The sequence below is a fragment of the Bradyrhizobium altum genome (assembly GCF_020889705.1).
GTDB classification, from domain to species: domain Bacteria; phylum Pseudomonadota; class Alphaproteobacteria; order Rhizobiales; family Xanthobacteraceae; genus Bradyrhizobium; species Bradyrhizobium altum.
In genome coordinates this window covers 47,247-73,179 of sequence record NZ_JACMYP010000012.1, presented here as the reverse complement: position 1 = coordinate 73,179, position 25,933 = coordinate 47,247, and the positions used below count along the sequence as shown (strand labels likewise).

The window sequence follows — 25,933 nt, the reverse complement described above, 5'->3', positions numbered from 1 at the left end:
GCGGCCGCGGGCCCGGCTTGCATGCCAAGGCAAAGCAGCGCGGCGGCAGCGGTAACCATTGCCGGGCCCCCGCGGCGAAACGCGCCATCAAGCCATTTTCGGCTTGCTTTCTCCGCGCTACAGTTCATGTCAGTTCCATGATTTTACTGCCGGCCGTCCAAGAGCCCGGCGGATCATGCGTGAGGATCGAGGAGGGATTTGCGTATGCTTGGCTTGATGCAAGATTGGCCGTTGCTGTGCCACAAGATTATTGAGCACGCCGCCAAATATCACGGCACGCAGGAAGTCGTGACGCGGTCGGTCGAAGGCCCGATTCATCGCACCACCTACGCCGAAATCCATGCCCGCGCCCTGAAGGTCTCGCAGAGCCTGGAACGCGACGGCATCAAGCTCGGCGACCGCGTCGCCACCATCGCCTGGAACACCTGGCGCCACCTCGAGGTCTGGTACGGCGTGATGGGGATCGGCGCGATCTGCCATACGGTCAATCCACGCCTGTTTCCGGAACAGATCGCCTGGATCGTCAACCACGCCCAGGACCGCATCGTCATCACCGACCTCACCTTCGTTCCGGTGCTGGAGAAGATCGCGAGCCAGCTGCCGAGCGTCGAGCGCTACGTGGTGCTGACCGACAAGGCGCACATGCCGCAGACCACGCTGAAGAACGCGGTCGCCTATGAGGACTGGATCGCGGCATCGGACGGCAAGTTCGAATGGAAGACCTTCGACGAGAACACCGCGGCGGCGATGTGCTACACCTCCGGCACCACGGGCGATCCCAAGGGTGTACTTTATTCGCACCGGTCCAACGTGTTGCACGCGCTGATGGCCAACTCCAAGGACGCGCTCGGCACCTCCGCCTCGGACACAATGCTTCCGGTGGTGCCCTTGTTCCATGCCAACAGCTGGGGCATCGCCTTCTCCGCGCCATCGATGGGCACCAAGCTCGTGATGCCGGGCCCGAAGCTCGACGGTGCCTCGGTGTACGAGCTGCTGTCGACCGAGAAGGTCACCCACACCGCGGGTGTCCCGACGGTGTGGCTGATGCTGCTGCAATACATGGCCGCCAACAATGTCAAGCTGCCGGACCTGCAGATGGTGATCTGCGGCGGTTCGGCGATGCCGCGCTCGATGATCAAGGCGTTCCTCGACATGGGCAGCCAGGTGCGCCACGCCTGGGGCATGACCGAGATGAGCCCGCTCGGCACGCTGGCGACGCTGAAGCCGCCGTTCACCGATCGCAGCGGCGAGGAGCGGCTCGACATCCTGCAGACCCAGGGCTACCCGCCGTTCGGCGTGGAGATGAAAATCACCGACGATGCCGGCAAGGAGCTGCCGTGGGACGGCAAGACTTTTGGCCGCCTCAAGGTCTCGGGCCCCGCGATCGCCAAGGCCTATTTCCGGGTCGATGCCAACATCCTCGACGATGCCGGCTTCTTCGACACCGGCGACGTCTCGACGATGGACGAGCACGGCTACATGCGGATCACCGACCGCTCCAAGGACGTGATCAAGTCCGGCGGTGAATGGATCTCCTCGATCGATCTGGAAAACCTCGCGGTCGGCCATCCGGCGGTGGCGGAAGCGGCCGTGATCGGCGTCCATCACCCCAAATGGGATGAGCGGCCGCTCTTGATCGTGCAGCTCAAGCAGGGCGAGAGCGCCACGCGCGAGGACATCCTGAAGTTCATGGATGGCAAGATCGCCAAATGGTGGATGCCCGACGATGTCGCCTTCGTCGACGGCATTCCGCACACCGCGACCGGGAAGATCCTGAAGACCGCGCTGCGCGACCAGTTCAAGGACTACACCTTCCCGACCGCCGCGGCGTAGCGACGGAACTGCAGAAGAAACTCGGGATTTCCATACGCGATTCCCCTGCACTTGCGCACTTGCGGGGGAGTCGCATTGCCAAAATATCGAAAACAACCCCATGCAAAGTATAGCCGGCGGTGGCCGGCGTTCGACCAGGCTACTTGACGCGTCGGGCAACTCGCGGATATTCTTCCAATATTCCGAAATCAGGCAGACGTACGCTCGCCCCAAGGGGGCTATGGCATTCGCGTGCTTCTGTAACCGACGTTTCCACGTCGTCATGCCCGATAGCCATATGCGATAGCCGTGCCTCCATGGGAGAGGGGGCCCAAATCCCTTGAATTCGCCGCAGGTCCGTGGTCTCACACGATGATTGGCGGCGGCTGAGGTCGCCTTGGGACATCTCAACCGGCAGATTTTCGACGATGGCGCGCAGGTTTTCCGCTCCCTACCAGCAGGAGCCCGTGTCCGGTCTCGCCACCTGGTCGCGCAACCTCGCCATCTTTGCCGTCGTCGCGGTGGTGGTCTCGATTATCATCGTCCGGTTCGGGTTCCTCGAGGTCAAACCGGCGCTGGCGACCTTCTTCGGCGCGCTGGGCCTGGCCGGCCTGTCGATCCTGCTCGGCCTCGCCGCCTTCGCCGCGATCTGGCAGAACGGCACCCGTGGCATGGGCCGGATCCTGTTCGCGCTCGTGATCGACGCCGCGATCCTCGCCTATCCGGGCTATCTCACCTATCAGTACCGCAAGCTGCCGCGGATCTACGACGTCACCACTGACGCGATCGACCCGCCGAAATTCGAGGCCCTGGCACGGCTGCGCACCGGGGACGGCACCAACCCGGCCGCCTATGCCGGGCTCTATTCGGCCGAGAAACAACGCGCGGCCTATCCCGATATCGAAACCGTCGAGCTGGAAACCCCGGTCGACCGGGCCTATGAGATGACGCTGCGGCTGGTGAACCGGCGCAAATGGCTCGTCATCGACGCACGCGCGCCGCAGCCGCCGCGCCGGATCGGCCGCATCGAGGCGGTGGCGCGCACGCCGATCATGGGTTTCCGCGAGGACGTCTCGATCCGGGTCACGCCCGACGACGAGGACTCGCGCGTCGATATCCGCTCCGCCTCGCGCTATTTCGACACCGATCTCGGCAGCAACGCCGCGCGGGTCAAGAAGCTGATCGAGGACCTCAACTCCGCCGCAGACAACGAAAACGCCAAGCCGGCGAAGAAGGCGGCCCCGGTCGCGCCGAAGGCGCCGCCGGCGAAGACCGTGAAGAAGTGACGCGCTAGCGTCATTCCGGGGCATCGCGCAGCGATGAACCCGGAATCCATTTCACTACATAACTTGCGGCCCGATGGATTCCGGGCTCGCGCTTCGCGCGCCCCGGAATGACGAATCGAGGGAGTCGTTACGCCATCCGGTACGTGCCGCCGATCACGGGATCGCCGTCCGTCGCCACGATGCCGCGCGCGACCAGATCCTCCAGATGCGCCAGCACCGAATAGCCGGCGGCATTGGCGAGGCGCGGATCGAGCCCGATATAGATCGCCCGCACCATGGTCGGGATGTCGGCCTCACCCTTGCCGAGGCGATGCAGGATCGACGCTTCGCGCGCCCGGCGATGCCGCGCCAGGAAACGGACATAGCGCGGGCCCTCCGGAATCTCCGGGCCGTGGCCGGAGAAATAGAGCTGCTCGGGGCGCTGCCCCAGCTGCTCGAGTGAGGCCATGTAGTCGATCATCGAACCGTCCGGCGGCGCCACGATCGAGGTCGACCAGCCCATCACATGGTCGCCGACGAAATTGATGCTGCGCTCGGCCCAGGCAAACGCCAGGTGATTGGCGGTGTGGCCGGGGGTGGCGACCGCCTCCAGCGCGAAGCCACTGCCCTCGATGACGTCACCGTGCTTAACCTCGACGTCAGGCCGGAAATCGCGGTCGGCGCCGGATTCCGGATTGTGCTTCTCGCTCTCGAAGCGCGGGCGCGAGGCGCGGTGCGGTCCCTCGGCATAGACGGGCGCGCCGGTCGCAGCCTTGATCCGCGGCGTGTTCGGCGAATGGTCGCGATGGGTGTGGGTGACCAGGATGTGGGTCACGGTCTCGCCCTTGACCGCATCGAGCAGCGCCTTGGCATGCGCCTCGTCGTCGGGACCGGGATCGATGATCGCGACCTTGCCCTGCCCCACGATGTAGCTGACCGTGCCGGTGAAGGTGAACGGGCTCGGATTGTTGCAGAGGACGCGGCGAACGCCGGGCCGGACCTGTTCGACCACGCCGGGCTTCAGCGGAAAATCGCGGTTGAACGGGATGTCGTCGTTGTCGGCCATGGGATCCGATTCCTTGTGAGCCGTCATCCCCGGATGAGCGCTTGGCGCTCACTCGGGAGGTGCGAGCTCTTGCGAGCCTCGAAGGATGTCAGGCACCACCTCTCGTCATCCTTCGAGGCGCGCCGAAGAGGCGCGCACCTCAGGATGACGCCTCCGGGATTTACGAGAACGCCTGGATGCCGGTGATCGCGCGGCCGAGGATCAGCGCGTGGACGTCATGCGTGCCCTCATAGGTATTCACCGTCTCGAGGTTCGCGGCGTGACGCATCACGTGATACTCGATCTGGATGCCGTTGCCGCCGTGCATGTCGCGCGCCATGCGGGCGATGTCGAGCGACTTGCCGCAATTGTTGCGCTTGACGATCGAGATCATCTCGGGCGCCATCTTGCCCTCGTCCATCAGGCGGCCGACCCGCAGGCTCGCCTGCAGGCCGAGCGCGATCTCGGTCTCCATGTCGGCGAGCTTCTTCTGCACCAGCTGGGTCGCGGCCAGCGGCCGGCCAAACTGCTTGCGGTCGAGCGTGTACTGGCGCGCGCGGTGCATGCAGTCCTCGGCGGCGCCGAGCGCGCCCCAGGAGATGCCGTAGCGGGCGCGGTTGAGGCAGCCGAACGGGCCCTTGAGGCCGGAGACGTTGGGCAGCAGCGCGCTTTCCGGCACCATCACATTGTCCATCACGATCTCGCCGGTGATCGAGGCGCGCAGCGACAGCTTGCCGCCGACCTTCGGCGCCGACAGGCCCTTCATGCCCTTCTCGAGGATGAAGCCGCGGATCTGATTGTCATGGGCGGCCGACTTGGCCCACACCACGAACACGTCGGCGATCGGCGCATTGGAGATCCACATCTTGGCGCCGTTGAGCTTGTAGCCGTCCGCCACTTTCTCGGCGCGCGTCTTCATGCCGCCGGGGTCGGAACCGGCATCCGGTTCGGTGAGGCCGAAGCAGCCGACCCATTCGCCGGTCGCAAGCTTGGGGAGATATTTCTTGCGCTGGTTCTCGTCGCCATAGGCGTAGATCGGATACATCACCAGCGAGGTCTGCACCGAGTTCATCGAGCGATAGCCGCTATCGACGCGCTCGATTTCGCGCGCCACCAGGCCATAGGCCACGTAGCTCGCATTGGCGCAGCCATATTCCTCGGGCAGCGTCACGCCGATCAGGCCGAGCTCGCCCATCTCGTTGAAGATCTCGCGGTCGGTCTTCTCTTCCAGATAGGCCTTGGTGACCCGCGGCAACAGCTTGTCCTGCGCATAGGCTCGCGCAGTGTCGCGGATCAGGCGCTCGTCTTCGGTGAGCTGGTCGTCGAGCAGGAATGGATCATCCCACTGGAAGCTGGCGGCAGCCGGCTTGTCCTTGGCCTGGGGGCGCACGCTCATGAAACATCCTTTCGCATCGTCACTCGGAAATTGGCGGATAAATTAAAGCGCTATGCTGCGAAGCGCAATTGAATTGGGCGTATGTCACGCCCGGGGCGATGCGCGCGCATCGCCCCGGAATGACGGGTGCTAGCACTCCAGCCTCTCGTTCGACACGATCTCGATGCCGAAACCGGACAAACCCTTGTAGTCGTGCACCGAAGAGGTCAGGTGGCGGATCGAGGTGATGCCGAGATCGCGCAGGATCTGCGCGCCGACGCCGACCTCGCGCCATTGCTTGTTGCGATCGGCCTCCGCCGACTTCTGCTCGCTCACTGGCTGGACCGGAACACCGGCGGCACCATCCCGCAGATAGACCAGCACGCCGCGGCCGGCATCCTTGAAGTGCCGCAACACGGCTTCCATCCGCGCCGGACCGGTGAAAAGGTCCGTCACGATATTGGGCTTGTGCAGCCGGGTCAGCACGTCCCGGCCATCGCCGATGCCGTTATAGACGAAGGCGGCATGCATGATCTCGTCGAAGGGCGAGCGATAGGCATAGCCCTGCAGCGGACCGATCGGGCTTTCGGTGGTGAAGGTCGCCACCCGCTCGATCAGCTTCTCGCGCGCCTGGCGATAGGCGATCATGTCCGCGATCGTGACATGCTTGAGCTTGTGGGCGGCGGCGAATTTCGCGACCTGCTCGCCCTTCATCACGGTTCCATCGTCGTTCATCAGCTCGCTGATGACGCCGACCGGCGGCAAGCCCGAGAGCCGGCACAGATCGACCGCGGCTTCGGTGTGACCGGAGCGCAGCAGCACGCCGCCGTCGCGCGCGATCAGCGGGAAGATATGGCCGGGGCGCGCGAAATCGTTGGCGCCGGCGTTGGGATTGGCGAGCGCGCGGCAGCAGGAGGCGCGCTCATCGGCCGAGATGCCGGTGCCGCCATCGGGCTTGTAGTCGATCGAGACGGTGAAGGCCGTGGTGTGGTTGGACTCGTTATGTGCCACCATCGGGTCGAGCCGCAGCCGGCGGGCGTCCTCGGTGGTGATCGGCGCGCACACGATGCCGGAGGTGTGGCGGATGATGAAGGCCATCTTTTCCGCCGTGCAGAACGACGCCGCGACGATCAAATCGCCCTCGCCTTCCCGATCGTCATCGTCGGTGACGACGACGAGTTCACCCTTCGCAAAGGCTTGCAGCACTTCCTGGATCGTATCGGCCATTGTCCTGACATCTCGCTTTATGCAGGCAGTGGATTAGCCGGGTTCCGATGTCAGCGCCAGTATCATTATGCAACCCGCCATGCGTCCGGCAGGCATACCAGGACGGTGACAGGCACCGTGGCCCCCTTGCTTGAGCATGATCTTGTCGGAAAACCGGTCCCCACTTTTCCGGATCATGCTCGCCTACGGCAGCACCTCGCGCCGGTCGCTGAGCTGGGCGTCCAGCTCGGCGCGCTTGTCGTCAAGCAGGCCGGCGTCGGCGGCCTCAATCACCGAATAGAGCTCGCCGGCGTCGCTGAGCCGGGTCACCGTCACGTAGTCGGCGCCAGCCGTGTAGAGGTCGTCGACGCCGGTCAGGAGATCGGCGGTGGCAACAACCTTCGCGGTCGGATTCAGGGCGCGGACGTGGCGTACCAGCTTCTCGTTGTCGGCACCGACCAAGAGGAAATCCGGCACGCTCAGGATGATGATCTCGGCCTTGCCGATGCCGGCATGAACCAGCGTATCGACATTGCTGATGTCGCCATAGATCACATGCATGCCGCGGTCGGTCAGCGTGCGGAACACCAGCGGGTTGAAGTCGATGACGCTGATCTGCTCGAGCAGCGACTGGTTCTGCCGCTCGATCTGGCTGATCAGCGCGCTCGCGGCACGGAAAAAGCCGAGGATGACGATGCGCCGGATTTCGCCATGTCCCTCCGCCTCCTGCCCGGACGCGCCGCCGCCCTCGCGTCGATGGTCGAGATCACGCAGCCCGATCCGCTTCAACGGACCGATCAGGCCGCGCACGATCTGATCGCTGCGGGCCATCGCGAAGGTCGAGAGCACCGCCAGCACCACGAAGGCGAACGAGACCGCATTCGCGGTTTCGGTCCCGATATGGTTGGCGGCAACGCCAGTCTGGATCACCACCAGCGAGAACTCGGAAATCTGCGCCAAATTGATCGCCGGCAGCAGGCTGGCGCGCAGGCCCTGCTTCATCAGATAGAGCGGCGTGAACGTCGTGACCAGGCGGCTCACGACCGTGAAGGCCGCGATCACAAGCGCGAGCCAGATCACCTGTAAGCCCGGGATCGGGATCGTCATGCCGAGCGCGACGAAGAACAGCGTGATGAAGAAATCCCTGAGCGTCGTGACCTTGGCGGTGACGTCGAGCGCGTAGGGAAAGGTCGAGATCGAGACGCCGGCGACCAGCGAGCCCATCTCGCGCGACAGATGCAGCCGCTCGGCGATCTCGCCGATCAGGAAGCACCAGGCGAGCGCGCCGAGCAGCACGAGCTCGGGCCGGCGCGCGATCTGGTGGAACAGCCGCGGCAGCACGTAGCGGCTCAGCACCAGCGCGGTCGCGACCAGCACCGCGACGCGGGCGATCGACAGCAGCACGACGCTGATTTGCAGATTGTCCAGGCTCGGCTGCACCGCCAGGAACAGGATCGCGAAGATGTCCTGCAGCACCAGCACGCCGAGCGTGATGCGGCCCGGCAGTGTGTCCAGCTCGCGCTTCTCGTAGAGCACCTTGACGATGATGACGGTCGAGGACAGCGCGCAGGCGACGCAGAGATAGACCGCATCGAACTTGCCGCCGCCGATCGCAAGGCCTATTCCGGCAAAGAACGCCACGCCGATCAGGCAGCCGCCGATCAGCTCGCCGGCGCCGGCGAACAGGATGACCTTGCCGGCACGGATGATCTTCTTGAGGTCGATTTCCAGCCCGATCATGAACAGCATGAAGATCAGGCCGAGCTCGGAGATGACGCTGATCGACTCCTGGGACTTGATCCAGCCCATGCCGAATGGACCAATGAAAAAGCCGGCGATAAGGTAGGCCAGTATCAGCGGTTGCCAGGAGAAGTGGGCGAGCAGCCCAATCCCCCAGGCAAACAGGATACAGAGCGTGATATCGCGAATGAGTTCATGCATACGTCAAAGACTTCCTGTTGCCGCAACCTAGAGGGCCGGGCGTGAGGATCAACCGAGCAATGTGTCACATCCGCGCAGGCGGCATTTTTCTGGCAGTTTTGCTCTGCCTGCTCACCGTGCGCATGACAGAGGCGCTAGCACAATCCCCCGGAAGTATTGAACAAAATTTTGCGAACTCGCTGACCGCGATGCCATCGGAAGGCCTCACGGCCTCCGGTGCATTCTACGTGCCGGTCTATTCCAGCGTGTCGATGAGCCAGGGCAAGCTGAGAGCGGATTTCTCGGTGACGCTGAGCGTGCACAACGCCTCCGAGACGAGGCCCCTGGTGCTGAAGCGGATCGCCTATTTCGACACATCAGGCAAGATGGTGGAGAGCTACCTCAAATCGCCGATCGCGCTAAAACCGTTTGCGACCGTCGAGGTCTCGATCGCCACGACCGATACCCGCGGCGGCACCGGCGCGAATTTCGTGGTCGATTGGGCGGCCGCCGGCGAGATCGCGGAACCGGCGGTCGAGGCATTGATGGTCGGCAGCGTCGGCGCGGGGCACTATGCATTCATCAGCCAGGGCCGCCCGATCCGGCTGACCGGCAAGAACTGACTTCATGGAAGGCCGCCTCCGGCGGGCCTTCTCAACGACAACAACACGGAGCGAAACGTCCATGTCCACCTCAGCGCAGTTCGACTTTGCACCGCTGCTTCCGGCCGGCCTGCCTGCGCCGGCCGCGCGGTGGACCGGACTCGCCAAATACAGCTTCGTCGGCGGCAACAACGATCCCGACCAGGTCCCGGTCGATGGGCTGATCGAGGCGGTCAATGCCGTGCTGAAGCGCGAGGGCAGGAATCTCGCGACCTACAACCTCGCGCACGGGCCGCAGGGCTATCTGCCGCTGCGCCAGTTCCTTACCGAGAAGCTGAAGCGGGATGCCGGCATTGCCTGCACGCCGGACGAGATCATGATCGTCTCCGGCTCGCTGCAGGCGCTCGACCTCGTCAACCACACGCTGCTCGCCAAGGGCGACACCGTGCTGATCGAGCAGGAGACCTATCAGGGCTCGCTGAACCGGCTGACCCGGCTCGGCGTCAACGCGGTCGGCATTCCCCTCGATGGCGACGGCATAAGGATCGATGCGCTGGCCGCAGCGCTCGCCGATCACAAGCGGCGCGGCATCACCCCGAAATACATCTACACCATCCCGACCGTGCAGAACCCGACCGGCTCGATCCTCCCCGAGAACCGCCGCGCCGAGATGCTGAAGCTGTCCAAAGAATACGGCGTGCCGATCTTCGAGGACGATTGCTATGCCGATCTGATCTGGAACGGCGAACGGCCGCCGGCGATCTATGCCATGAGCAAGCATGGCGGCGTGATCCATATCGGCTCGTTCTCGAAGTCGATCGCGCCGGCGCTGCGGGTCGGCTTCATCGTCGCGCCCTGGGAAATCATGTCGCGGATGCTGCCGCTGAAGACCGACGCCGGCTCCGGCGCGCTGGAGCAGATGGTGCTCTCGGAATATTGCGCGCCGCATTTTGCGACCCACGTGCCGCGGCTGACCAAGGGCCTGCGCGCCAAGCTCGACACGCTGATGGAGGCGCTGAACGAGCAGTTCGGCACCGCGGCCGAGTTCGAGGCGCCGAAGGGCGGCATCTTCCTCTGGGTCAAGCTGCCCGACCATGTCGACACGATGAAGCTCTATCAGGCGTCGCTTGCCGCCGGGGTCTCGATCAATCCGGGACCGGAATGGTCGACCAGCAAGGCGCATTCCGGCAGCCGGCTCCGCCTCTGCTTCGCCAGCCCCTCGCACGAGCAGATCCGCGAAGGCGTCGCGGTGCTGGCCGAAGTGTGCCGCAACGAGTTCGGCGTGCCCGCGCGCAGCAGCAATGTGGAGAAGCGGACGTAAGCGCCCGGTTGCGACTGCCGTGGCATTGGCGGTCCACCTCTCCCCTTGTGGGAGAGGTCGGATTGTATCGTCAGATACAATCCGGGTGAGGGGTTACGCTCTCTCGTGGGACCGGCACTCCCTCACCCGGCGCTCCGCGCCGACCTCTCCCCGGTGGGGAGAGGTGATCGTGAGACTGAGTCACCGCACCGAAAACGGCGCCTGATAGGGCCGGCCGAACGGCACGCCGTTGACCACGGTCTGCACCGGCTTCAGTTGCAGATTGCCGTCGCGCTTGTTGTTGCGGGTGTCGACGAAGGAGACCGGGCCCTCGACGAGGTCCATGATCGCGACATCGCCGGGCGCGCCGCGCTGCAGCGTGCCGATCTTCGGAGTGCGGTTGATGATCCGCGCCGGCACCGAGGTCGCCATCGCCACCACCTGGTCCAGCGAGGAGCCCATCGCCAGGAACTTGCTCATCACGTTGGGCAGGAACGGGATGCCGGGCGAATTGCCGGAGAAGACGTGGATGTCGGAGGAGATCGTATCGGGCGTGCAGCCGGCGGGGATCGCGATCTCGGCCACCGTGAAATCGAAGCTGCCGCCGCCATGGCCGACGTCGAACAGCACGCCGCGCTGCTTGGCCGCGAGCGCCGCCGGCAGCAGCTTGCCGTCCTGCACGATGTTGGTGAAGGCGCCGGACATGTTCGGCGCGCCGGAATAGGCATGGGTGAGGATATCGCCCGGCCGCAGCAGATCGAGGATGTCTGACATCAACTCCCTGGTCTCGACGCCGCCGATATGCACCATCATCCGCGCCGGCCAGCCGCACATCTCACAGGCCTGGATGCCGCGCTTCAGCGGCTCGATGCCATGCTTGAAGATGACGTTCTCCGACATCCGCACCTTGACCCCGATCAGGAAGTCCGGGTTCTCGGCGAGCGCCATGGCGCAGGCTTCGACCTGGGCGTTGTCGATGTTGTAGAGCTCGGCCACCGGAAAGGCCGACAGGCCGTTGTTGGCGATATGGACGAAGGCATAGATCCGCGTCCGCGACTGCGCCACGATGAAGCGCCGCAGCGCCGCGAGATTGTTGACGCCGGCATCGCCCGCCGAGACGACGGTCGTGGTGCCCTGGAATTGCACCAGTTCGTCGGCGGGAATGCCGATCGCCGATCCGTAGGGGTAGACGTGGCAGTGCAGGTCGACGAGGCCCGGCATCACAAGCTTGCCCGATGCGTTGATGGTCTTGCTAGCGCGCGCGGCCGGGATCTCATCTTCGATCGCCTCAATCATGCCCCAGCGGATGCCGACGTCGCGCTTGCCGCGCAGCGACTGGCTGGGGTCGATCACGTCGCCGCTCTTGATCACGAGGTCGAACTTGTCGTCCGGCCCCATCGCCGCAGCGGCCGGCCCCGCGATCACAGCAGCAGCGGCCGATCCCGTACCTTTCAAAAAGTCCCGGCGTGAAAATCCGCTCACGGCAACGTTCCCCCGAACATTGATTTTTATGGCGCGATGATGCGTCGGACACGGCGGTTAGGCAAGACCGCCGAGAGAGGCGACAACGCTCACTCATCGGCAGTGCAGCGAACTCACGGCGACTGTTGCGCTGGCTACGATTGCTGAACAAGCGTTCAGAAATCTCCTCCAGTTCCAGAGGAACGTTTCGATGCCAGCACGGTTTCCTCCTCGCATCATTTGAGGAGGACGAGATGAAAAGGATTGGTTTTGTTCTTGCCGCGATTGGCACGCTTGCAGTGGCTGTTCCGTCGATTGCGAGCGCTGAGACCGTCGTGATCAGGCATGGCGGCCATCATCACTGGGATCGCGGCTGGGGCTCGCGCGCCGAGATGCGCCATGACCGTGGCTGGCATCGCGGCTGGCATCACGACCACGACCGCACGATGGTGATCAGGCGGGATCGCTACTAAGCGCCGCACATGCGATAGACCGACACAACGGAAAATGGCTCCTCGCGGAGCCATTTTCTTTTTCTACTTTCTTATCGCACGCCCGTCGGGCTCAGTCCCATGCCGGAGCAAAGCCCGGGTTGACGCAGCGCACGTCCTTGCGCAGCGCAGCGATCGCCTTGCGGTCGTCATCGTCGAGCCTGACCTTCAGCGCGTCGAGATTGGCCTGCTGGCTTTCTGCGCGCGAGGCTTTCGGGATCGCCGCAACGCCGTCCTGATCGAGCAGCCATTTCAGCGCCACCTGCGCTGCGGTCGCATCATGCTTGCTGCCGATTTTCGCCAGCGTCTCGTCGGTTGCGAAACGACCCTGGGCGAGCGGACAATAGGCCACCAGCGGGATCGACTTCGCGGCGAGATATTTGCGCACCGGCGTCTGGTCCAGCATCGCGTGATATTCGATCTGGTTGCAGGCGATCGGCGCCTTGATGTCCTCGACCACGGTCTTGAGCAGCGCCGTGGTGAAATTGGCGACGCCGATCGCGCGGGTACGGCCCGCCTGCTTCAGCTGCATCAGCGTCTCGAACACCGCGGGCAGCTTCATGCTCTTCGAAGGCCAGTGCACCAGATAAAGATCGACGTGATCGAGCCGCAGCTTCTTCAGGCTGGTGTCGAACGCTTTCCGGATCGCATCCGGCGCCAAATTCTCATGCCAGACCTTGGTGGTGACATGCAGGTCCTTGCGCGCGACCTTCGCAGCCGCGATCGCCGCCCCGATCGCTTCCTCATTGCCGTACATCTCGGCGGTGTCGATATGCCGGTAACCGAGCCCGAGCGCGCTCTCGACCGCCGCGCGGCAGGCATCGCCCTGCATGCGGAAGGTGCCGAGCCCGAGCTGCGGCAGGCTGATGCCCTGTGTCTGCAGATTGTCCATGGATAGCTCCTGACGCGTGGGACGCCGATGTCGTCGGCGACGTCATGCCAGCAAATCGTCTGGTGGGAATGAAATTGGCAGAACTGCCAACACGCAGTCTGCCCGCAAACCGACCCTTCGGGCAAGGCGCTGGCAATCAAGATGTCGCGACGGCTTTCGCGAGCCTAGATATGCTGCGCCACGATCTGGCCGGGCCGCGCATCCGGCCGCGGCTCGATGTCGACCAACCAGAGATCGTGGTTGTCGACGTCCTTCAGCGTCACCGTCATCACGCCGGTCTTGCCGTCGATGTCGACGCGGCCGAAGAATTGCAGGCCGAAGCACGGCGCGAGATTGTCGCCCTGCTCGGCCGAGCAGCCCTTCTGGTACATCGCCTTCGGGCCAAAGGTGTTGTCGAGTTCGGCCGGCGACCACGTGCCGGCATGCAGCGGGCCGGAGACGAATTCCCAGAACGGCTCGAACTCCTGAAACACGGCGCGGTTCGGATCATAGTGATGCGCGGCGGTGTAGTGCATGTCGGCGGTGAGCCACACCGTGTTGCGGATGCCGGCGCGCTTCATGAAGGACAAGAGATCGGCGATCTCGTGCTCGCGCCGCTCCGGCGGGCCGTCGCCGAGCGCGACGGCGTCCAGGCTGACGAGGCCGATTGGCAGATCCGCGGCGATCACCTTCCAGACGGCATCCGATGCCACCAGCTCCCGCTTCAGCCAGGCGAGCTGATCCTGGCCAAGGATGAACGCCTGGTCCGGATCGCCTTGCTTGTTCCAGCTGGAATCGCGATAGGAGCGCATGTCGATGATGAAGACGTCGAGCAGCGGCCCGTAGGCGATCTTGCGATAGACCCGGCCGTCGCGCTCCGGCATCGGCCGCATCGGCATGAATTCATGGAAGGCGCGCCGCGCCCGCGCCACCAGGCGCGAGGTGCCGTCCGCATCGTAGCCGGTCGCATCAGTGGTGCCGATCGGCGACCAGTCGTCGGCCACTTCATGGTCGTCCCATTGCGCGAACATCGGCACCTCGGCGTGGAAGGCGCGGAAGTTGTCGTCGAGCCAATTGTATTTGTAGTTGCCGCGAAACTCGTCGAGGCTGTGGGCGACGACCGATTTCTCCTCGGTGACGATGTTGCGCCAGAGTTCGCCGTTGGGGAGCGTCTGCTGCGCCGGCACCGTGCAATCCGCATAGATGTGATCACCGGAATGGATGAAGAAATCCGGGCGCTCGTTCAGCATGGTGCGATAGCTGCGCAGGCCACCCCGCGCGGGATCGATGCCCCAGCCCTGCCCGACGACGTCGCCGGACCAGACGAAGGAGATTGAGCGGCGGTCGACCGGCGCAGTGCGGAAGTGCCCGATGCGGCTTTCACCGGGTATCCCGTCGCGATCCGCGAAGCTAATGCGGTAGAACAGGTCCTGGCCCGGCGGCAGGCCGTCGAGCAGCAGCTTGGCGGTGAAGTCGCGCTCGGGCAACGCATCGGCGAACGCGGTGCGCAGGATGGTGGCGAAGCTCTCGACCGCGGCGCATTCGATCTGCATCCGCGCGGCGCGATCGGCGCGGGCCCAGATCACAGCGGAATCGCTGGCGACGTCGCCGGACTGGATGCCCGCGATCGCGGGCCGATCCGCGGCGCGGCTCAGATAGGGCTTTGCCAGCGAGCCCAATCCTGCCAGCGCGGCCGTCGATGCCGAGCGCACCAGAAGCTGACGCCGTGTGAGGCCTCGCCTCCTCGCGGAGATCGCTGTCGGCATCGAATACCCTTCGTCGAATCGCAACGAAGGTTTTGCCTGCGCTGTTTGACTCCGCCCTTACGGTTTCTTGACTCTGCGCCGACGGTTTTGCGACGGCGGGATGACTCAGGGGATGATGGACCGCAGAAGGATGGCGTCAGGCGCCAAGCGCGCAAACGCCGAACCCGTCATCCTGAGGCGCGAGCGGAGCGAGCCTCGAAGGATGAATCGGCCACAGACGGGCCGTCGATCCTTCGAGACGCGCGCAAGAGCGCGCTCCTCAGGATGACGGGTTTGGGATTGGCGCACGTCGGGAGAGCACAGGCGCGGCGGGCGCTCTCACCGCTGCCAGTTGCAGATGCCGCCGGTGCGGCACGGCCAGGTCTGGATCCTGGTGTCGCGGGCTTCCGCATCGAGCGGATTCGAATGGCGCCGCGCGAGCTTGGCGCGGGCGGGAACCTGCGTCGCTGCGCGCTTGCGTTCACGCGGTGCGGTTACCCTGCTTGTCCGCACGGCCTTCTGCGGCACGACTTTCGGCTGCTCGACCGTCGGTTCGACACTGGCGCGCTGATCCGGTCCGTGGTCGGTCTTCGCCTCGACCGGAACCGGCTCGAACTGCGCCGGCGGGCCAAGCGGCTTCGGCGAGAGCACGGCCCGCGAGAGATCGAGGCTGAAGAACTCGCTTGGGCGATAGTCGTCAGCCAGCGCCACGCCACCGAACGCCAGGCACGCGGTGCAAACAGTTGCAACAAAAGCGCTTTTCAGGACCATCAAAGGGCCTCCTGAAATCACTCGAACAGAACAGCCATCATGTAGGAGCCCGGCCGCGCGAATCCAGCCGCAGCTTACGGGCAGGGTTACCGGTCAACCAAGGCGGCCGCGGAAAGTTCCGCTGCCCGCCGCCTGGAGCCCCGTTCCGCTGGTATCGAAACGGGGCTCTAGATTCTCGCTTTGACGCGCTTTCTTCACGCGGACCGGTGGCCACTTCGCTCGAAAACGCTCTGGCCTATTCGGCCGCCTGGGCCAGCGGCTGGCCGATCGCACGCTCCAGCCGCGCGCATTCGGTGCGGTAGCGGGCGACGTTGCCTTCCTTGATGTGGCCGTAGCCGCGTACGAGGTCCGCGGCCTTCGCTAGCGCCACCAGACGTGGCAGATCGAGCGACTTCTTGCCGTCGAGGTGACGCAGGATCATCGCTGAGTAATCCACCGGCAGCGCGCGCTCCATCTTGCGCTCGGCGGTGTAGCCGAAGATGTCGAACGCGGTGCCGCGCAGGCCCTTCAGCCCCGCCAGCAGGCCGAACGCCTTGAAAATCCACGGCCCGAACTCGCGCTTCTGCAAGCGCCCGGTGACGGGATCGCGCGGCGCCAGCAGCGGCGGCGCCAGCAAGACCTTCAAGCCGGAATCGCCCTCGAACTGCTCCCTCAAGGCCTTGCTGAACTCGCCGTCGGAATAGAGCCGCGCGACCTCGTATTCGTCCTTGTAGGCCATCAGCTTGAACAGGCCCTTTGCAAAGGCCTCGGTCAGGTCCTGCGAGCCCGGTGCTGCCGCCGCCTCGGCGGAACGGACGCGTGCGACGTCGTCGAGATAGCGCTTGGCGTAGGCCGCGTCCTGATAATCGGTGAGGAACTTGGCACGGAACGCGATCGCCTCGTCGAGCGTCTTTTTCGCCGGTGCGGCGCCCGCGTTCTTGAAGCGCGCGGCGCTGACCACGCGCTGCAGATCATGCGCGGCGAGCCGGCCCCACGAGAACGCGGTCTTGTTCATTTCGATCGCAGCGCCGTTGAGCTCGATCGCCTTCAGGATGGCCTCGAGCGACAGCGGGATCGCGCCACGCTGGAACGCGAAGCCGAGCATGAAGGCGTTGGTCGCGATGCTGTCGCCCATCAGCGCGGTGGCAAGCCCGGTGGCATCGAGGATGTCGAGATCATCCGGTCTCACCGCGCCGTTCAGCGCGTCGCGCATCGAGCTGGCTTCAAAGTCGATATCGGGATCGATCACGAAGCTTGCGGTCGGCAGCAGGTCGGCGTTGACGACGGCGCGGGTGACGCCGCGCTCGGCGCGGCTCAGCGCCGGCACGCTGGTGGCGACGACGAGGTCGCAGCCGAGGATCAGATTGGCATTGCCGGGGGCGATGCGGACCGTGGTCAGCATGTCGGACGTGGGCGCGAGCCGGACATGGCTCATGACCGCGCCGTTCTTCTGCGACAGGCCGGTGAAGTCGAGCGTCGAGCAGGCGAGCCCCTCGACATGCGCGGCCATGCCGAGCAGCGCGCCGATGGTGATGACGCCGGTGCCGCCGATGCCGGTGATCAGGATGTTGTAGGGATTGCTCAGCGCGGCCGCGGGCGGCGCCGGCAGGTCCGCGAACAGCGCCTTGGGATCGGCCGCGGTGCGGTCAGCCTTGCGCAGCTTGGGATCCTGCACCATCACGAAGCTCGGGCAGAAGCCCTCGATGCAGGAGAAATCCTTGTTGCAGTTCGACTGGTCGATGCGGCGCTTGCGGCCGAGCTCGGTCTCCAGCGGCTGCACCGAGACGCAGTTCGACGCAACTGAACAATCGCCGCAGCCTTCGCAGACCCGCTCATTGATGAAGACGCGCTTGGCCGGATCGGGAAACAGCCCGCGCTTGCGGCGGCGGCGCTTCTCGGCAGCGCAAGTCTGGTCGTAGATCAGGACGGTGAGGCCCTCGATCTCGCGCAAGGTACGCTGCACGGCATCGAGCTCGCGGCGATGATGAATGGTGGCGCCGGACGGGAAATAATTGGCGGGATATTTGTCGGGATCGTCGGAGACGATCGCCAGCCGCTTAGTGCCCTCGGCCGCGACCTGGTGCGCGATCTGCGCCACCGTGAAGCCGCCTTCGGCCGGCTGGCCGCCGGTCATCGCCACCGCGTCGTTGTAGAGGATCTTGTAGGTGATGTTGACGCCGGCCGCGGCCGCCGCGCGCAGCGCCAGCAAGCCCGAATGCGTATAGGTGCCGTCGCCGAGATTCTGGAACACGTGCTGTTCGCTGGTGAACGGCGCCTGCCCGATCCAGCTCACGCCTTCCGCACCCATATGCGAGATGGTCTGGGTGTTGCGGTTCGGTACCGACAGCGCCATGCCGTGACAGCCGATGCCGGCCATGGCGCGGCTGCCGTCGGGAATCTTGGTCGAGGAGTTGTGCGGGCAGCCTGAGCAGAAATACGGCGTGCGCTGCAGCTTCGCCGTACCGGTGCCCTCGACCGGGCGATCGAACGCCTCGAGTTTTGCCAGGCGCTGCTCCAGCAGCGGGCTGCGATGGCCGAGCTTGCGCAGCCGCGCGACGACGGCGGCCGCCACCATGGTCGGCGTCAGCTCGCCCTCGCTCGGCAGCAGCGGCGCGCCGCTCTCGTCGCGCTTGCCGACCACCGAGGGACGCCTGGAGGCGTCCATGTTGTAGAGGATGCGGACCAGCTGGTCCTCGATGAAGCCGCGCTTCTCCTCGACGACGAGCACGTCCTGCAGGCCTTCGGCGAAGTCGCGCGCGCCCCGCGCCTCCAGCGGCCAGGTCAGCGCCACCTTGTAGATGCGCAGGCCCAGCGCCTGGGCCTCGGCATCGGTGATGCCGAGATCGGCGAGCGCCTGGCGCAGATCGAGATAGGCCTTGCCGGTCGCCATGATGCCGAGGCGCGCCGGCTTCGAATCCAGCACGATGCGGTCGAACCGGTTGGCGCGGGCGAAAGCCGCGACCGCCTCCATCTTGGGCCCGTGCAGCCTGCGCTCGGCCTCCAGCGGCGGATCCGGCCAACGGATCGAGAGCCCGCCCGGCGGCATCTCGAAATCGTCGGGCATGATGATCTTGATGCGATCGGGATCGCTGACGATCGAGGCCGAGCTTTCGACGGTCTCGGAGATCGCCTTGAAGCCGACCCAGCAGCTGGAATAGCGCGACAGCGCAAAGCCGAGGATGCCGAGGTCGAGATAATCCTGCAGCGTCGCCGGATTGACCACCGGCATCAGCGCCGAGGCGAACACCTGCTCGCTCTGATGTGCGAGGGTGGAGGATTGGCAGCCATGGTCGTCACCGGCCAGCGCGATCACGCCGCCATTCGGCGAGGTGCCGGCCGAATTGGCGTGCTTGAGCGCGTCGAGCGAGCGGTCGACGCCGGGACCCTTGCCGTACCAGATGCCGAACACGCCATCGACCTTGGCCCCGGGGAACATGCCGACCTGCTGGCTGCCCCACACCGCGGTCGCCGCCAGGTCCTCGTTGAGGCCGGGAACGAACGCGATGTCATGCTCTTTCAGAAAGGATTTCGCCCGCCACAGCGCGTGGTCATACATGCCGAGCGGCGAACCGCGGTAACCGGAGATGAAACCTGCGGTGTTCAGCCCGTGCGCGCGGTCGCGTTCGCGCTGCAACATCGGCAATCGGACCAGAGCCTGGGTACCGGAGAGGAAGATTCGTTTCGTATCCAACCGGTACTTGTCGTCCAGTCCAACTTCCATCAACGCCATCAGTTTCAGGCTCCCCGCCGATCAGGTCACGCCGGTCCGAACCGGTCTCATTCTCTTGCCCATGATCATGCATCAGCACGCACTGATTTTGTTATGCATGAACAGCCCCGTTCCATGGCCGCAGCACATATCTCATGTTGTGCATCCGAGGCTTGCCGAACCCCGGCATCTTTGGAACGGTGGTGCGCAAAGGGAGACCAAGGATGATTAAAGTCGAATCCGCGTTCACGACGGAAATCGTGGAGAACGGCAATCTGCTCGTGGGTCCCTGGCGTAGCCCGAAGCAGATGCTTCAGGCCCAGACCTACGACTCCCACGCCTCGATTCACGACGATGCAACCGCGCAGAAGCTGGGCTTCCGCGGCGGCACGATCGAGGGACCGACCCATTTCAGCCAGTTCGCGCCGCTATGCGAGCGGATCTGGGGCCGCGCCTGGTTCATGACCGGGTGCCTGTCCGCGCATTACCGCAATCCGGTGTTCGAGGGCGAAGAGGTGCAGGCCCAGATCGAGAAGCCGAAGCCGGGCCAGACCGTTTGCACGATCGGAATGATCAAGCCCGACGGCACCGAGATCCTGCGCGGCACCGCCTCGATCGACGGTGACGGCACGGAGACGGCGCTCGCCCGCAGGCTCGGCGAATTGAAGCCGCTGACCGATCCCGTGATCCTCGCCGACATCAAGGTCGGCATGAAGACGGCCCGGCAGGCGATCAAGATGGATTTCGACCAGAACATGGGCGATCTCTATCCGTTCTCGCTGGCCGACAAGCTCAAGGTGATCACCGAGCCGTCGGATTATTATTCGCTGGAGTACAATCCCTGGGGCCGCGCCATCATCCCGATGGAGATGCTGAGCGTGCTGTTCCAGTATCGCGCGCGCGAGGACCGGCTACCGGTTCGCGGCCCGGCCGTCGGGCTGTTCGCCGATCAGGAGATCCGCCTGCTGCGCGGGCCGCTGTTCCCGGGCGAGACCTATCGGGTCGAGCGCGAGGTCGTGGCGCTCTCGGGCAGCAAGCGCACCGAGAGCATGTGGGTACGTTCGACCGTGTTCGATTCCGACAACGCCGAGGTTGCGACGATGCTGCTGAACGGCGCCAGCATGAAGGACTCCTACGCCAATTACGAGCGCGAGCACAAAGCCCTCTACGGCTGAAGCGACAGCCGTCTCTCCCGCAAGCCGCCGCAACAAGGACAACAACAAATGGCCCGCCTGCCTTATCTCGAAGCCGATCAGGTCGCTCCCGAATATCGCGACATGCTCAAGCGCAACACCAATCTGCACAAGCTCTTGGTGAACTCGCCGGACATGGCGCGCGCCTTCAACGGCATCGGCGGCTACATCCGCTTCAAGAGCAAGCTCGACCCGCGGCTGCGCGAGCTCGCGATCCTGCAGGTCGGCTGGCTCGAGAAGTCGGAATACGAGTTCACCCACCATGTGAAGATCGGCAAGGAGTTCGGCGTCACCGACGACGACATCGAGGGCCTGATCGCGGAGACCGATGGCAAGCCGTCGAAGCTCGAGCCGCTGGCGAAGGTGATCCTCAAGGGCGCCCGCGAGATGGTGCGCGAGCTCGCGATGTCGGAGGCGACCTTCGCCGAGATCAAGCAGCATCTCTCCGACGAGCACATGACCGACCTGGTGCTGACCATCGCGTTCTACTGCGCCGTCGTGCGCGTGCTCGCCACCATGCAGATCGACAATGAGCCAACCTACAAAGAGGTACTGCAGCAGTACCCGATCCCGGGAGTGAAGTGACATGCGCCTGCAAGATCGCGTCGCCATCGTCGTCGGCGCCGGCCAGAGCCCCGGCGAAGGCATCGGCAACGGCCGCGCCACCGCGCTGACCTTCGCGCGCGAAGGCGCCAAGGTGCTGTGCGTCGATCACAATCTGGCGTCGGCGCAGGAAACCGTCGATATGATCACGGCCAAGGGCGGCACCGCTGTCGCCTTCAAGGCCGACGTCACCAGGAACGCCGACATCAAGGCGATGGTCGCGGATGCGCATAGCCACTGGGGCAGCGTCGATATCCTGCACAACAATGTCGGCGTCAGCCTCTCCGGCGGCGATGCCGAGTTGCTCGACATCACCGAGGAAGCGTTCGACCGCTGCGTGGCGATCAATCTGAAGAGCTGCATCCTTGCCGCCAAGCATGTGATCCCGATCATGCGCAAGCAGCAGCGCGGCTCGATCATCAACATCTCGTCGATGGCGGCCATCACGACCTATCCTTACGTCGCCTACAAGGCGACCAAGTCGGCGATGATCGCCTTCACCGAACAGCTCGCCTACCAGAATGCGCAATATGGCATTCGCGCCAACGTGATCCTGCCCGGATTGATGAACACGCCGATGGCGGTGGACACCCGCGCCCGCGAATTCAAAAAGAGCCGCGCCGAGGTCGAGGCCGAGCGTGACAGCAAGGTGCCGCTGCGTCACAAGATGGGCACCGGCTGGGATGTCGCCAATGCCGCGCTGTTCCTCGCCTCGGACGAGGCCAATTTCGTCACCGGTGTGACGTTGCCGGTCGATGGCGGTGCCAGCGTGCGGCGCGGTTAACGGACGGCGATTAAACCGGTTAATCCTGACGATTAACCCGGTTAATCCTCGCGATTAACCTGTGTGACGATGTGCGGTTAATCACTGTGACGGCATCACGCGGCAATGCGCCACAATGATTCGAAAAACTTGAAGTATTCCAATGACACGGCGATGTGACGGCGTGTCCACATAAATCGAAATCCTGACTCGTTGTGGTCGCACGAAATTCATCTGCGCTCTGTATCTCGCACGCCAAGAACTTCTGGAGTGCCTGGACCAATGAGCGAAGAATTCGAACTCAGACCCGATCAGTGGGATGCGCTGAAAGCGTTGCGGGCTCCCGCAGCAAACCCTTCACGGCTGAACCGGTTCGCCGTCGAAAGCCTGATCACGCTCGGTTATGTTGCGGTGCGTGGAGATTCGTTTGAACTGACGCCCGCGGGCCGCAAGGTGCTGGTCCGCGGTTCGTCACAATTGCTGCTCGATATCGCAGCCTGATTCCCTTCAAACTGACACGAACGAGAGCTTCAGTTTTGATTCGATCAAAACCGAAGCTCTCGTTTCTTGTTTTGACGCGTTTTCTTCATGCGAACCGGTATCCACTTCGCTCGAAAACGCTCTGCACACGCGGCATCATGCCGCGTGTGCTTTTCCGGGAATGGTCGCCTCGCCGTGCTGCGTCAGCGGCTTCATGCCGGTGAGCGTGCGCAGCAGCACATAGAACACCGGCGTCAGGAACAGGCCGAACACCGTGACGCCGATCATGCCGGAGAACACCGCGACGCCCATCGCGCGCCGCATCTCCGAACCCGCACCGGTCGACAGCACCAGCGGCAGCACACCCATGATGAACGCCATCGACGTCATCAGGATCGGCCGCAGCCGCAGCCGGCTTGCCTCGATCGCGGCTCTGATCGGTGAACGCCCGGCAAATTCGAGCTCGCGTGCGAATTCGACGATCAGGATGGCGTTCTTGGCCGACAATCCGACCAGCACGATCAGGCCGATCTGGGTGAAGACGTTGTTGTCGCCCTTCGACAGCCAGACGCCGAACATCGCCGCCAGCAGGCCCATCGGCACGATCATGATGATCGAGAGCGGCAGCGCCAGACTCTCATAGAGCGCAGCGAGTACCAGGAACACCAGGAGGATCGCCAGCGGAAACACCCAGATTCCGGAATTGCCGGCGATGAACTCCTGATAGGTCAGATCGGTCCATTCGAAGGCAAAGCCCGGCGGCAGTGTTTCGGCCGCAATCCGCGTCGCTGCCTCCTGCGCCTGGCCGGACGAAAAGCCGGGCGCGGCAGCAGCGTTGATGTCTGACGACAGGAAGCCGTTGTAGCGGATCGCACGCTCCGGACCCGCGCTCTGCCGGACCTTCAGCAAGGCCGACAACGGCACCATGTCGCCCGACGACGAGCGCACCTTCAACTGCCTGATGTCGTCGGCACGCGCGCGGAACGGCGCGTCCGCCTGCACATAGACCGAATAGGTGCGGCCGAATTTGTTGAAGTCGTTGACATAGTAGGAGCCGAGATAGATCTGCAGCGTGTTGAAGACCTCCATGACCGGCACGCCGAGCTGCAACGCCTTGGTGCGGTCGATGTCGGCGAACAGCTGCGGCACGTTGACCTGGAAGCTCGAGAACACGCCGGCGATCTCCGGCGCCTTCTGCATCGCCGTCATGAACGCCTTGGTCGCATCGTTCAGCGCCTCATAGCCGAGGCCGGCGCGGTCCTCGATCTGCAGCTTGAAGCCGCCGATGGTGCCGAGGCCGTTGACCGGCGGCGGCGGGAACATGGCGATGAAGGCATCCTGGATGCCGGCATATTTCTTGTTGAGCGCCGCCGCGATCGCCGGGCCGCTGAGCGACGGATCCTTGCGCTCGTCGAACGGCTTCAAGGTCGAGAACACGATGCCGGCGTTGGAGGAGTTGGTGAAGCCGGAGATCGACAGGCCGGGAAACGCTACCGAGCTCTCGACACCCGGCTGGGTCAGCGCGATGTCGCTCATCTTGCGGATCACTTCCTCGGTGCGGTCGAGCGTGGCGCCGTCAGGCAGCCGCGCGAAACCGACCAGATACTGCTTGTCCTGGCCCGGCACGAAGCCGCTCGGCACCTGCTTGAACAGCACGCCGGTCAAGCCGATCAGCAGCACATAGAGGCCGATCACCACGGCCTTGCCGTAGATCACCTTGGTGACGGTACGGCCGTAGTTCTCCGAGGACTTCGTGAAGACCTTGTTGAAGCCGCGGAAAAACCAGCCCAGCGACTTCTCCATGCCCCGGGTCAGCCAGTCCTTCGGTTCGTCATGTCCCTTCAAGAGCAGCGCCGACAGCGCCGGCGACAGCGTCAGCGAGTTGATCGCCGAGATCACGGTCGAGATCGCAATCGTCAGCGCGAACTGCTTGTAGAACTGTCCGGTGAGGCCGGAGATGAAGGCGAGCGGCACGAACACCGCGATCAGCACCAGCGCGATCGCGATGATCGGGCCGGACACTTCGCGCATCGCCTGGTTGGTGGCATCGCGCGGCGACAGGCCGGATTCGATGTTGCGCTCGACATTCTCGACCACGACGATGGCGTCGTCGACCACGATGCCGATCGCAAGCACCAGGCCGAACAGGCTGAGCGCGTTGATCGAGAAGCCGAACACATGCATCACCGCGAAGGTGCCGACGATCGACACCGGAACCGCGATCAATGGGATGATCGAGGCGCGCCAGGTCTGCAGGAACAGGATCACGACCAGCACGACGAGTGCGATCGCCTCGAGCAGCGTGTGGATGACGGCCTCGATCGAGGAGCGCACGAACTGCGTCGGATCGTAGACGATCTGGTACGAGACGCCTTCCGGCATGTTCTTCTTGATCTCGGCCATCGTGGCGCGGACGTGGTCGGAGATCTCCAGCGCGTTCGAACCGGGCGCCTGGAAGATCGGGATCGCGACCGCCTGCTTGTTGTCGAGCAGCGAGCGCAGGCCGTATTCGGAGGCGCCGAGCTCGATCCGCGCGACGTCGCGCAGCCGCACCACCTCGCCGGCCGAACCGGTCTTCACCACGATGTCGCCGAACTGTTCCTCGGTCGACAACCGTCCCTCGGCGTTGACGGAGAGCTGGAGGTCGAGGCCCTTGACGCTGGGCGAGGAGCCGACCACGCCGGCCGCGGCCTCGACGTTCTGCGCCTGGATCGCGCGCACGACGTCGTTTGCGGTCAGCGCATGTTCGGCGGCCTTCTGCGGATCGACCCAGACCCGCATCGAATAGTCGCCGGCACCATAGAGCTGGACGTCGCCGACGCCGTCGATCCGCGCCAGCCGATCCTTGACGTTGAGCACTGCGTAGTTGCGCAGATACGTCATGTCGTAACGGTTGTTCGGCGACAGCAGATGCACGACCATGGTGAGGTCGGGCGAGCTCTTCTTGGTGATGATGCCGAGCTGGCGCACCACGGCCGGCAGGCGCGGTTCGGCCTGCTGCACGCGGTTCTGCACCAGCTGGGTCGCCTTGTCGGGGTCGGTGCCGAGCCGGAACGTCACCGTCAGCGTCATCGCGCCGTCGGTGGTCGCCTGGCTCGACATATAGAGCATGCCTTCGACGCCGTTGATCTGCTCCTCGATCGGCGTTGCGACCGTCTCGGCGATCACCTTCGGATTGGCACCGGGATAGGTCGCGCGCACCACGACCGACGGCGGCACCACGTCGGGATATTCCGAGATCGGCATTGCCAGCAGCGAGATCAGGCCGGCCAGGAAGATCAGGATCGATAGCACGCCGGCGAAGATCGGCCGGTCGATGAAGAATTTTGAGAGATTCATGGC

At 64.4% G+C, this 25,933-nt stretch carries 19 protein-coding genes; 9 read left to right on the top strand and 10 right to left on the bottom strand.

The annotated features are described in order from the left end of the window. Nucleotides 1–204 precede the first annotated feature (204 nt). Both H8B02_RS06160 and H8B02_RS06155 read left to right on the top strand, forming a co-directional pair. Nucleotides 205–1,833 (top strand): fatty-acid--CoA ligase, encoded by a 1,629-nt coding sequence (locus H8B02_RS06160; RefSeq protein ID WP_229165346.1) that lies wholly within the window; start codon nucleotides 205–207, stop codon nucleotides 1,831–1,833. A gap of 407 nt (nucleotides 1,834–2,240) precedes the next feature. Next, nucleotides 2,241–3,098: a DUF1499 domain-containing protein gene (locus H8B02_RS06155; RefSeq protein WP_229165345.1), complete on the top strand. Its 858-nt coding sequence runs from the start codon at nucleotides 2,241–2,243 to the stop codon at nucleotides 3,096–3,098. Nucleotides 3,099–3,225: 127 nt separating this feature from the next. On the opposite strand, the gene H8B02_RS06150 is transcribed toward H8B02_RS06155, so the two are convergent. The 4 genes from H8B02_RS06150 to H8B02_RS06135 all read right to left on the bottom strand — a co-directional run bounded on the left by H8B02_RS06150 (nucleotide 3,226) and on the right by H8B02_RS06135 (nucleotide 8,644). Further along, on the bottom strand, nucleotides 3,226–4,143 hold the full coding sequence (locus tag H8B02_RS06150; RefSeq protein WP_229165344.1) for an MBL fold metallo-hydrolase: 918 nt from the start codon (nucleotides 4,141–4,143) through the stop codon (nucleotides 3,226–3,228). A gap of 160 nt (nucleotides 4,144–4,303) precedes the next feature. Then, a complete protein-coding gene (locus tag H8B02_RS06145) occupies nucleotides 4,304–5,518 on the bottom strand; it encodes an acyl-CoA dehydrogenase (RefSeq protein ID WP_229165343.1) in 1,215 nt (404 codons plus the stop codon). A 129-nt stretch (nucleotides 5,519–5,647) separates the two neighbouring features. After that, the gene (gene ribB / locus H8B02_RS06140; RefSeq protein ID WP_050402376.1) at nucleotides 5,648–6,724 is read right to left on the bottom strand and encodes a 3,4-dihydroxy-2-butanone-4-phosphate synthase; all 1,077 of its coding nucleotides are present in this window, start codon (nucleotides 6,722–6,724) and stop codon (nucleotides 5,648–5,650) included. A gap of 183 nt (nucleotides 6,725–6,907) precedes the next feature. Further along, nucleotides 6,908–8,644 carry a cation:proton antiporter domain-containing protein gene (locus H8B02_RS06135; RefSeq protein ID WP_229165342.1) on the bottom strand — a complete coding sequence of 579 codons (1,737 nt, stop codon included), beginning with the start codon at nucleotides 8,642–8,644 and terminating at the stop codon, nucleotides 6,908–6,910. 59 nt (nucleotides 8,645–8,703) lie between these two features. On the opposite strand from H8B02_RS06135, the gene H8B02_RS06130 reads away from it, so the two are divergent. Continuing rightward, a complete protein-coding gene (locus H8B02_RS06130; protein WP_376711602.1) occupies nucleotides 8,704–9,246 on the top strand; it encodes a DUF3124 domain-containing protein in 543 nt (180 codons plus the stop codon). A 61-nt stretch (nucleotides 9,247–9,307) separates the two neighbouring features. Next, entirely contained in the window at nucleotides 9,308–10,546 is a 1,239-nt protein-coding gene (locus H8B02_RS06125; protein WP_229165341.1) for an aminotransferase-like domain-containing protein, read from the top strand. A gap of 180 nt (nucleotides 10,547–10,726) precedes the next feature. On the opposite strand, the gene H8B02_RS06120 is transcribed toward H8B02_RS06125, so the two are convergent. Further along, entirely contained in the window at nucleotides 10,727–12,007 is a 1,281-nt protein-coding gene (locus tag H8B02_RS06120; protein ID WP_229165340.1) for an amidohydrolase family protein, read from the bottom strand. Nucleotides 12,008–12,240: 233 nt separating this feature from the next. Between H8B02_RS06120 and H8B02_RS06115 the strand changes: the two genes are divergently transcribed. Next, nucleotides 12,241–12,459, top strand: coding sequence for a hypothetical protein (locus H8B02_RS06115; protein ID WP_229165339.1), 219 nt, complete (start codon nucleotides 12,241–12,243; stop codon nucleotides 12,457–12,459). Nucleotides 12,460–12,550: 91 nt separating this feature from the next. On the opposite strand, the gene H8B02_RS06110 is transcribed toward H8B02_RS06115, so the two are convergent. From H8B02_RS06110 to H8B02_RS06095, 4 genes are all read right to left on the bottom strand, one after another. Further along, complete coding sequence (locus H8B02_RS06110) at nucleotides 12,551–13,369, bottom strand: aldo/keto reductase (RefSeq protein ID WP_229165338.1); 819 nt, start codon at nucleotides 13,367–13,369, stop codon at nucleotides 12,551–12,553. A 164-nt stretch (nucleotides 13,370–13,533) separates the two neighbouring features. Next, a complete protein-coding gene (locus H8B02_RS06105) occupies nucleotides 13,534–15,114 on the bottom strand; it encodes an alkaline phosphatase D family protein (RefSeq protein WP_229165337.1) in 1,581 nt (526 codons plus the stop codon). 318 nt (nucleotides 15,115–15,432) lie between these two features. Further along, entirely contained in the window at nucleotides 15,433–15,864 is a 432-nt protein-coding gene (locus H8B02_RS06100; protein ID WP_229165336.1) for a hypothetical protein, read from the bottom strand. Between the two features lie 235 nt (nucleotides 15,865–16,099). Continuing rightward, on the bottom strand, nucleotides 16,100–19,573 hold the full coding sequence (locus tag H8B02_RS06095; protein ID WP_229165335.1) for an indolepyruvate ferredoxin oxidoreductase family protein: 3,474 nt from the start codon (nucleotides 19,571–19,573) through the stop codon (nucleotides 16,100–16,102). 203 nt (nucleotides 19,574–19,776) lie between these two features. Between H8B02_RS06095 and H8B02_RS06090 the strand changes: the two genes are divergently transcribed. The 4 genes from H8B02_RS06090 to H8B02_RS06075 all read left to right on the top strand — a co-directional run bounded on the left by H8B02_RS06090 (nucleotide 19,777) and on the right by H8B02_RS06075 (nucleotide 22,612). Next, on the top strand, nucleotides 19,777–20,727 hold the full coding sequence (locus H8B02_RS06090; protein ID WP_229165334.1) for a hotdog family protein: 951 nt from the start codon (nucleotides 19,777–19,779) through the stop codon (nucleotides 20,725–20,727). Between the two features lie 48 nt (nucleotides 20,728–20,775). Next, on the top strand, nucleotides 20,776–21,330 hold the full coding sequence (locus H8B02_RS06085; RefSeq protein ID WP_229165333.1) for a carboxymuconolactone decarboxylase family protein: 555 nt from the start codon (nucleotides 20,776–20,778) through the stop codon (nucleotides 21,328–21,330). Nucleotide 21,331: 1 nt separating this feature from the next. Further along, on the top strand, nucleotides 21,332–22,132 hold the full coding sequence (locus H8B02_RS06080) for an SDR family NAD(P)-dependent oxidoreductase (RefSeq protein ID WP_229165332.1): 801 nt from the start codon (nucleotides 21,332–21,334) through the stop codon (nucleotides 22,130–22,132). Nucleotides 22,133–22,393: 261 nt separating this feature from the next. Then, nucleotides 22,394–22,612 (top strand): hypothetical protein, encoded by a 219-nt coding sequence (locus H8B02_RS06075; protein ID WP_076828992.1) that lies wholly within the window; start codon nucleotides 22,394–22,396, stop codon nucleotides 22,610–22,612. Between the two features lie 135 nt (nucleotides 22,613–22,747). Here H8B02_RS06075 and H8B02_RS06070 read toward each other — a convergent pair whose 3' ends face one another. Further along, on the bottom strand, nucleotides 22,748–25,930 hold the full coding sequence (locus H8B02_RS06070; RefSeq protein ID WP_229165331.1) for an efflux RND transporter permease subunit: 3,183 nt from the start codon (nucleotides 25,928–25,930) through the stop codon (nucleotides 22,748–22,750). Nucleotides 25,931–25,933 lie beyond the last annotated feature (3 nt).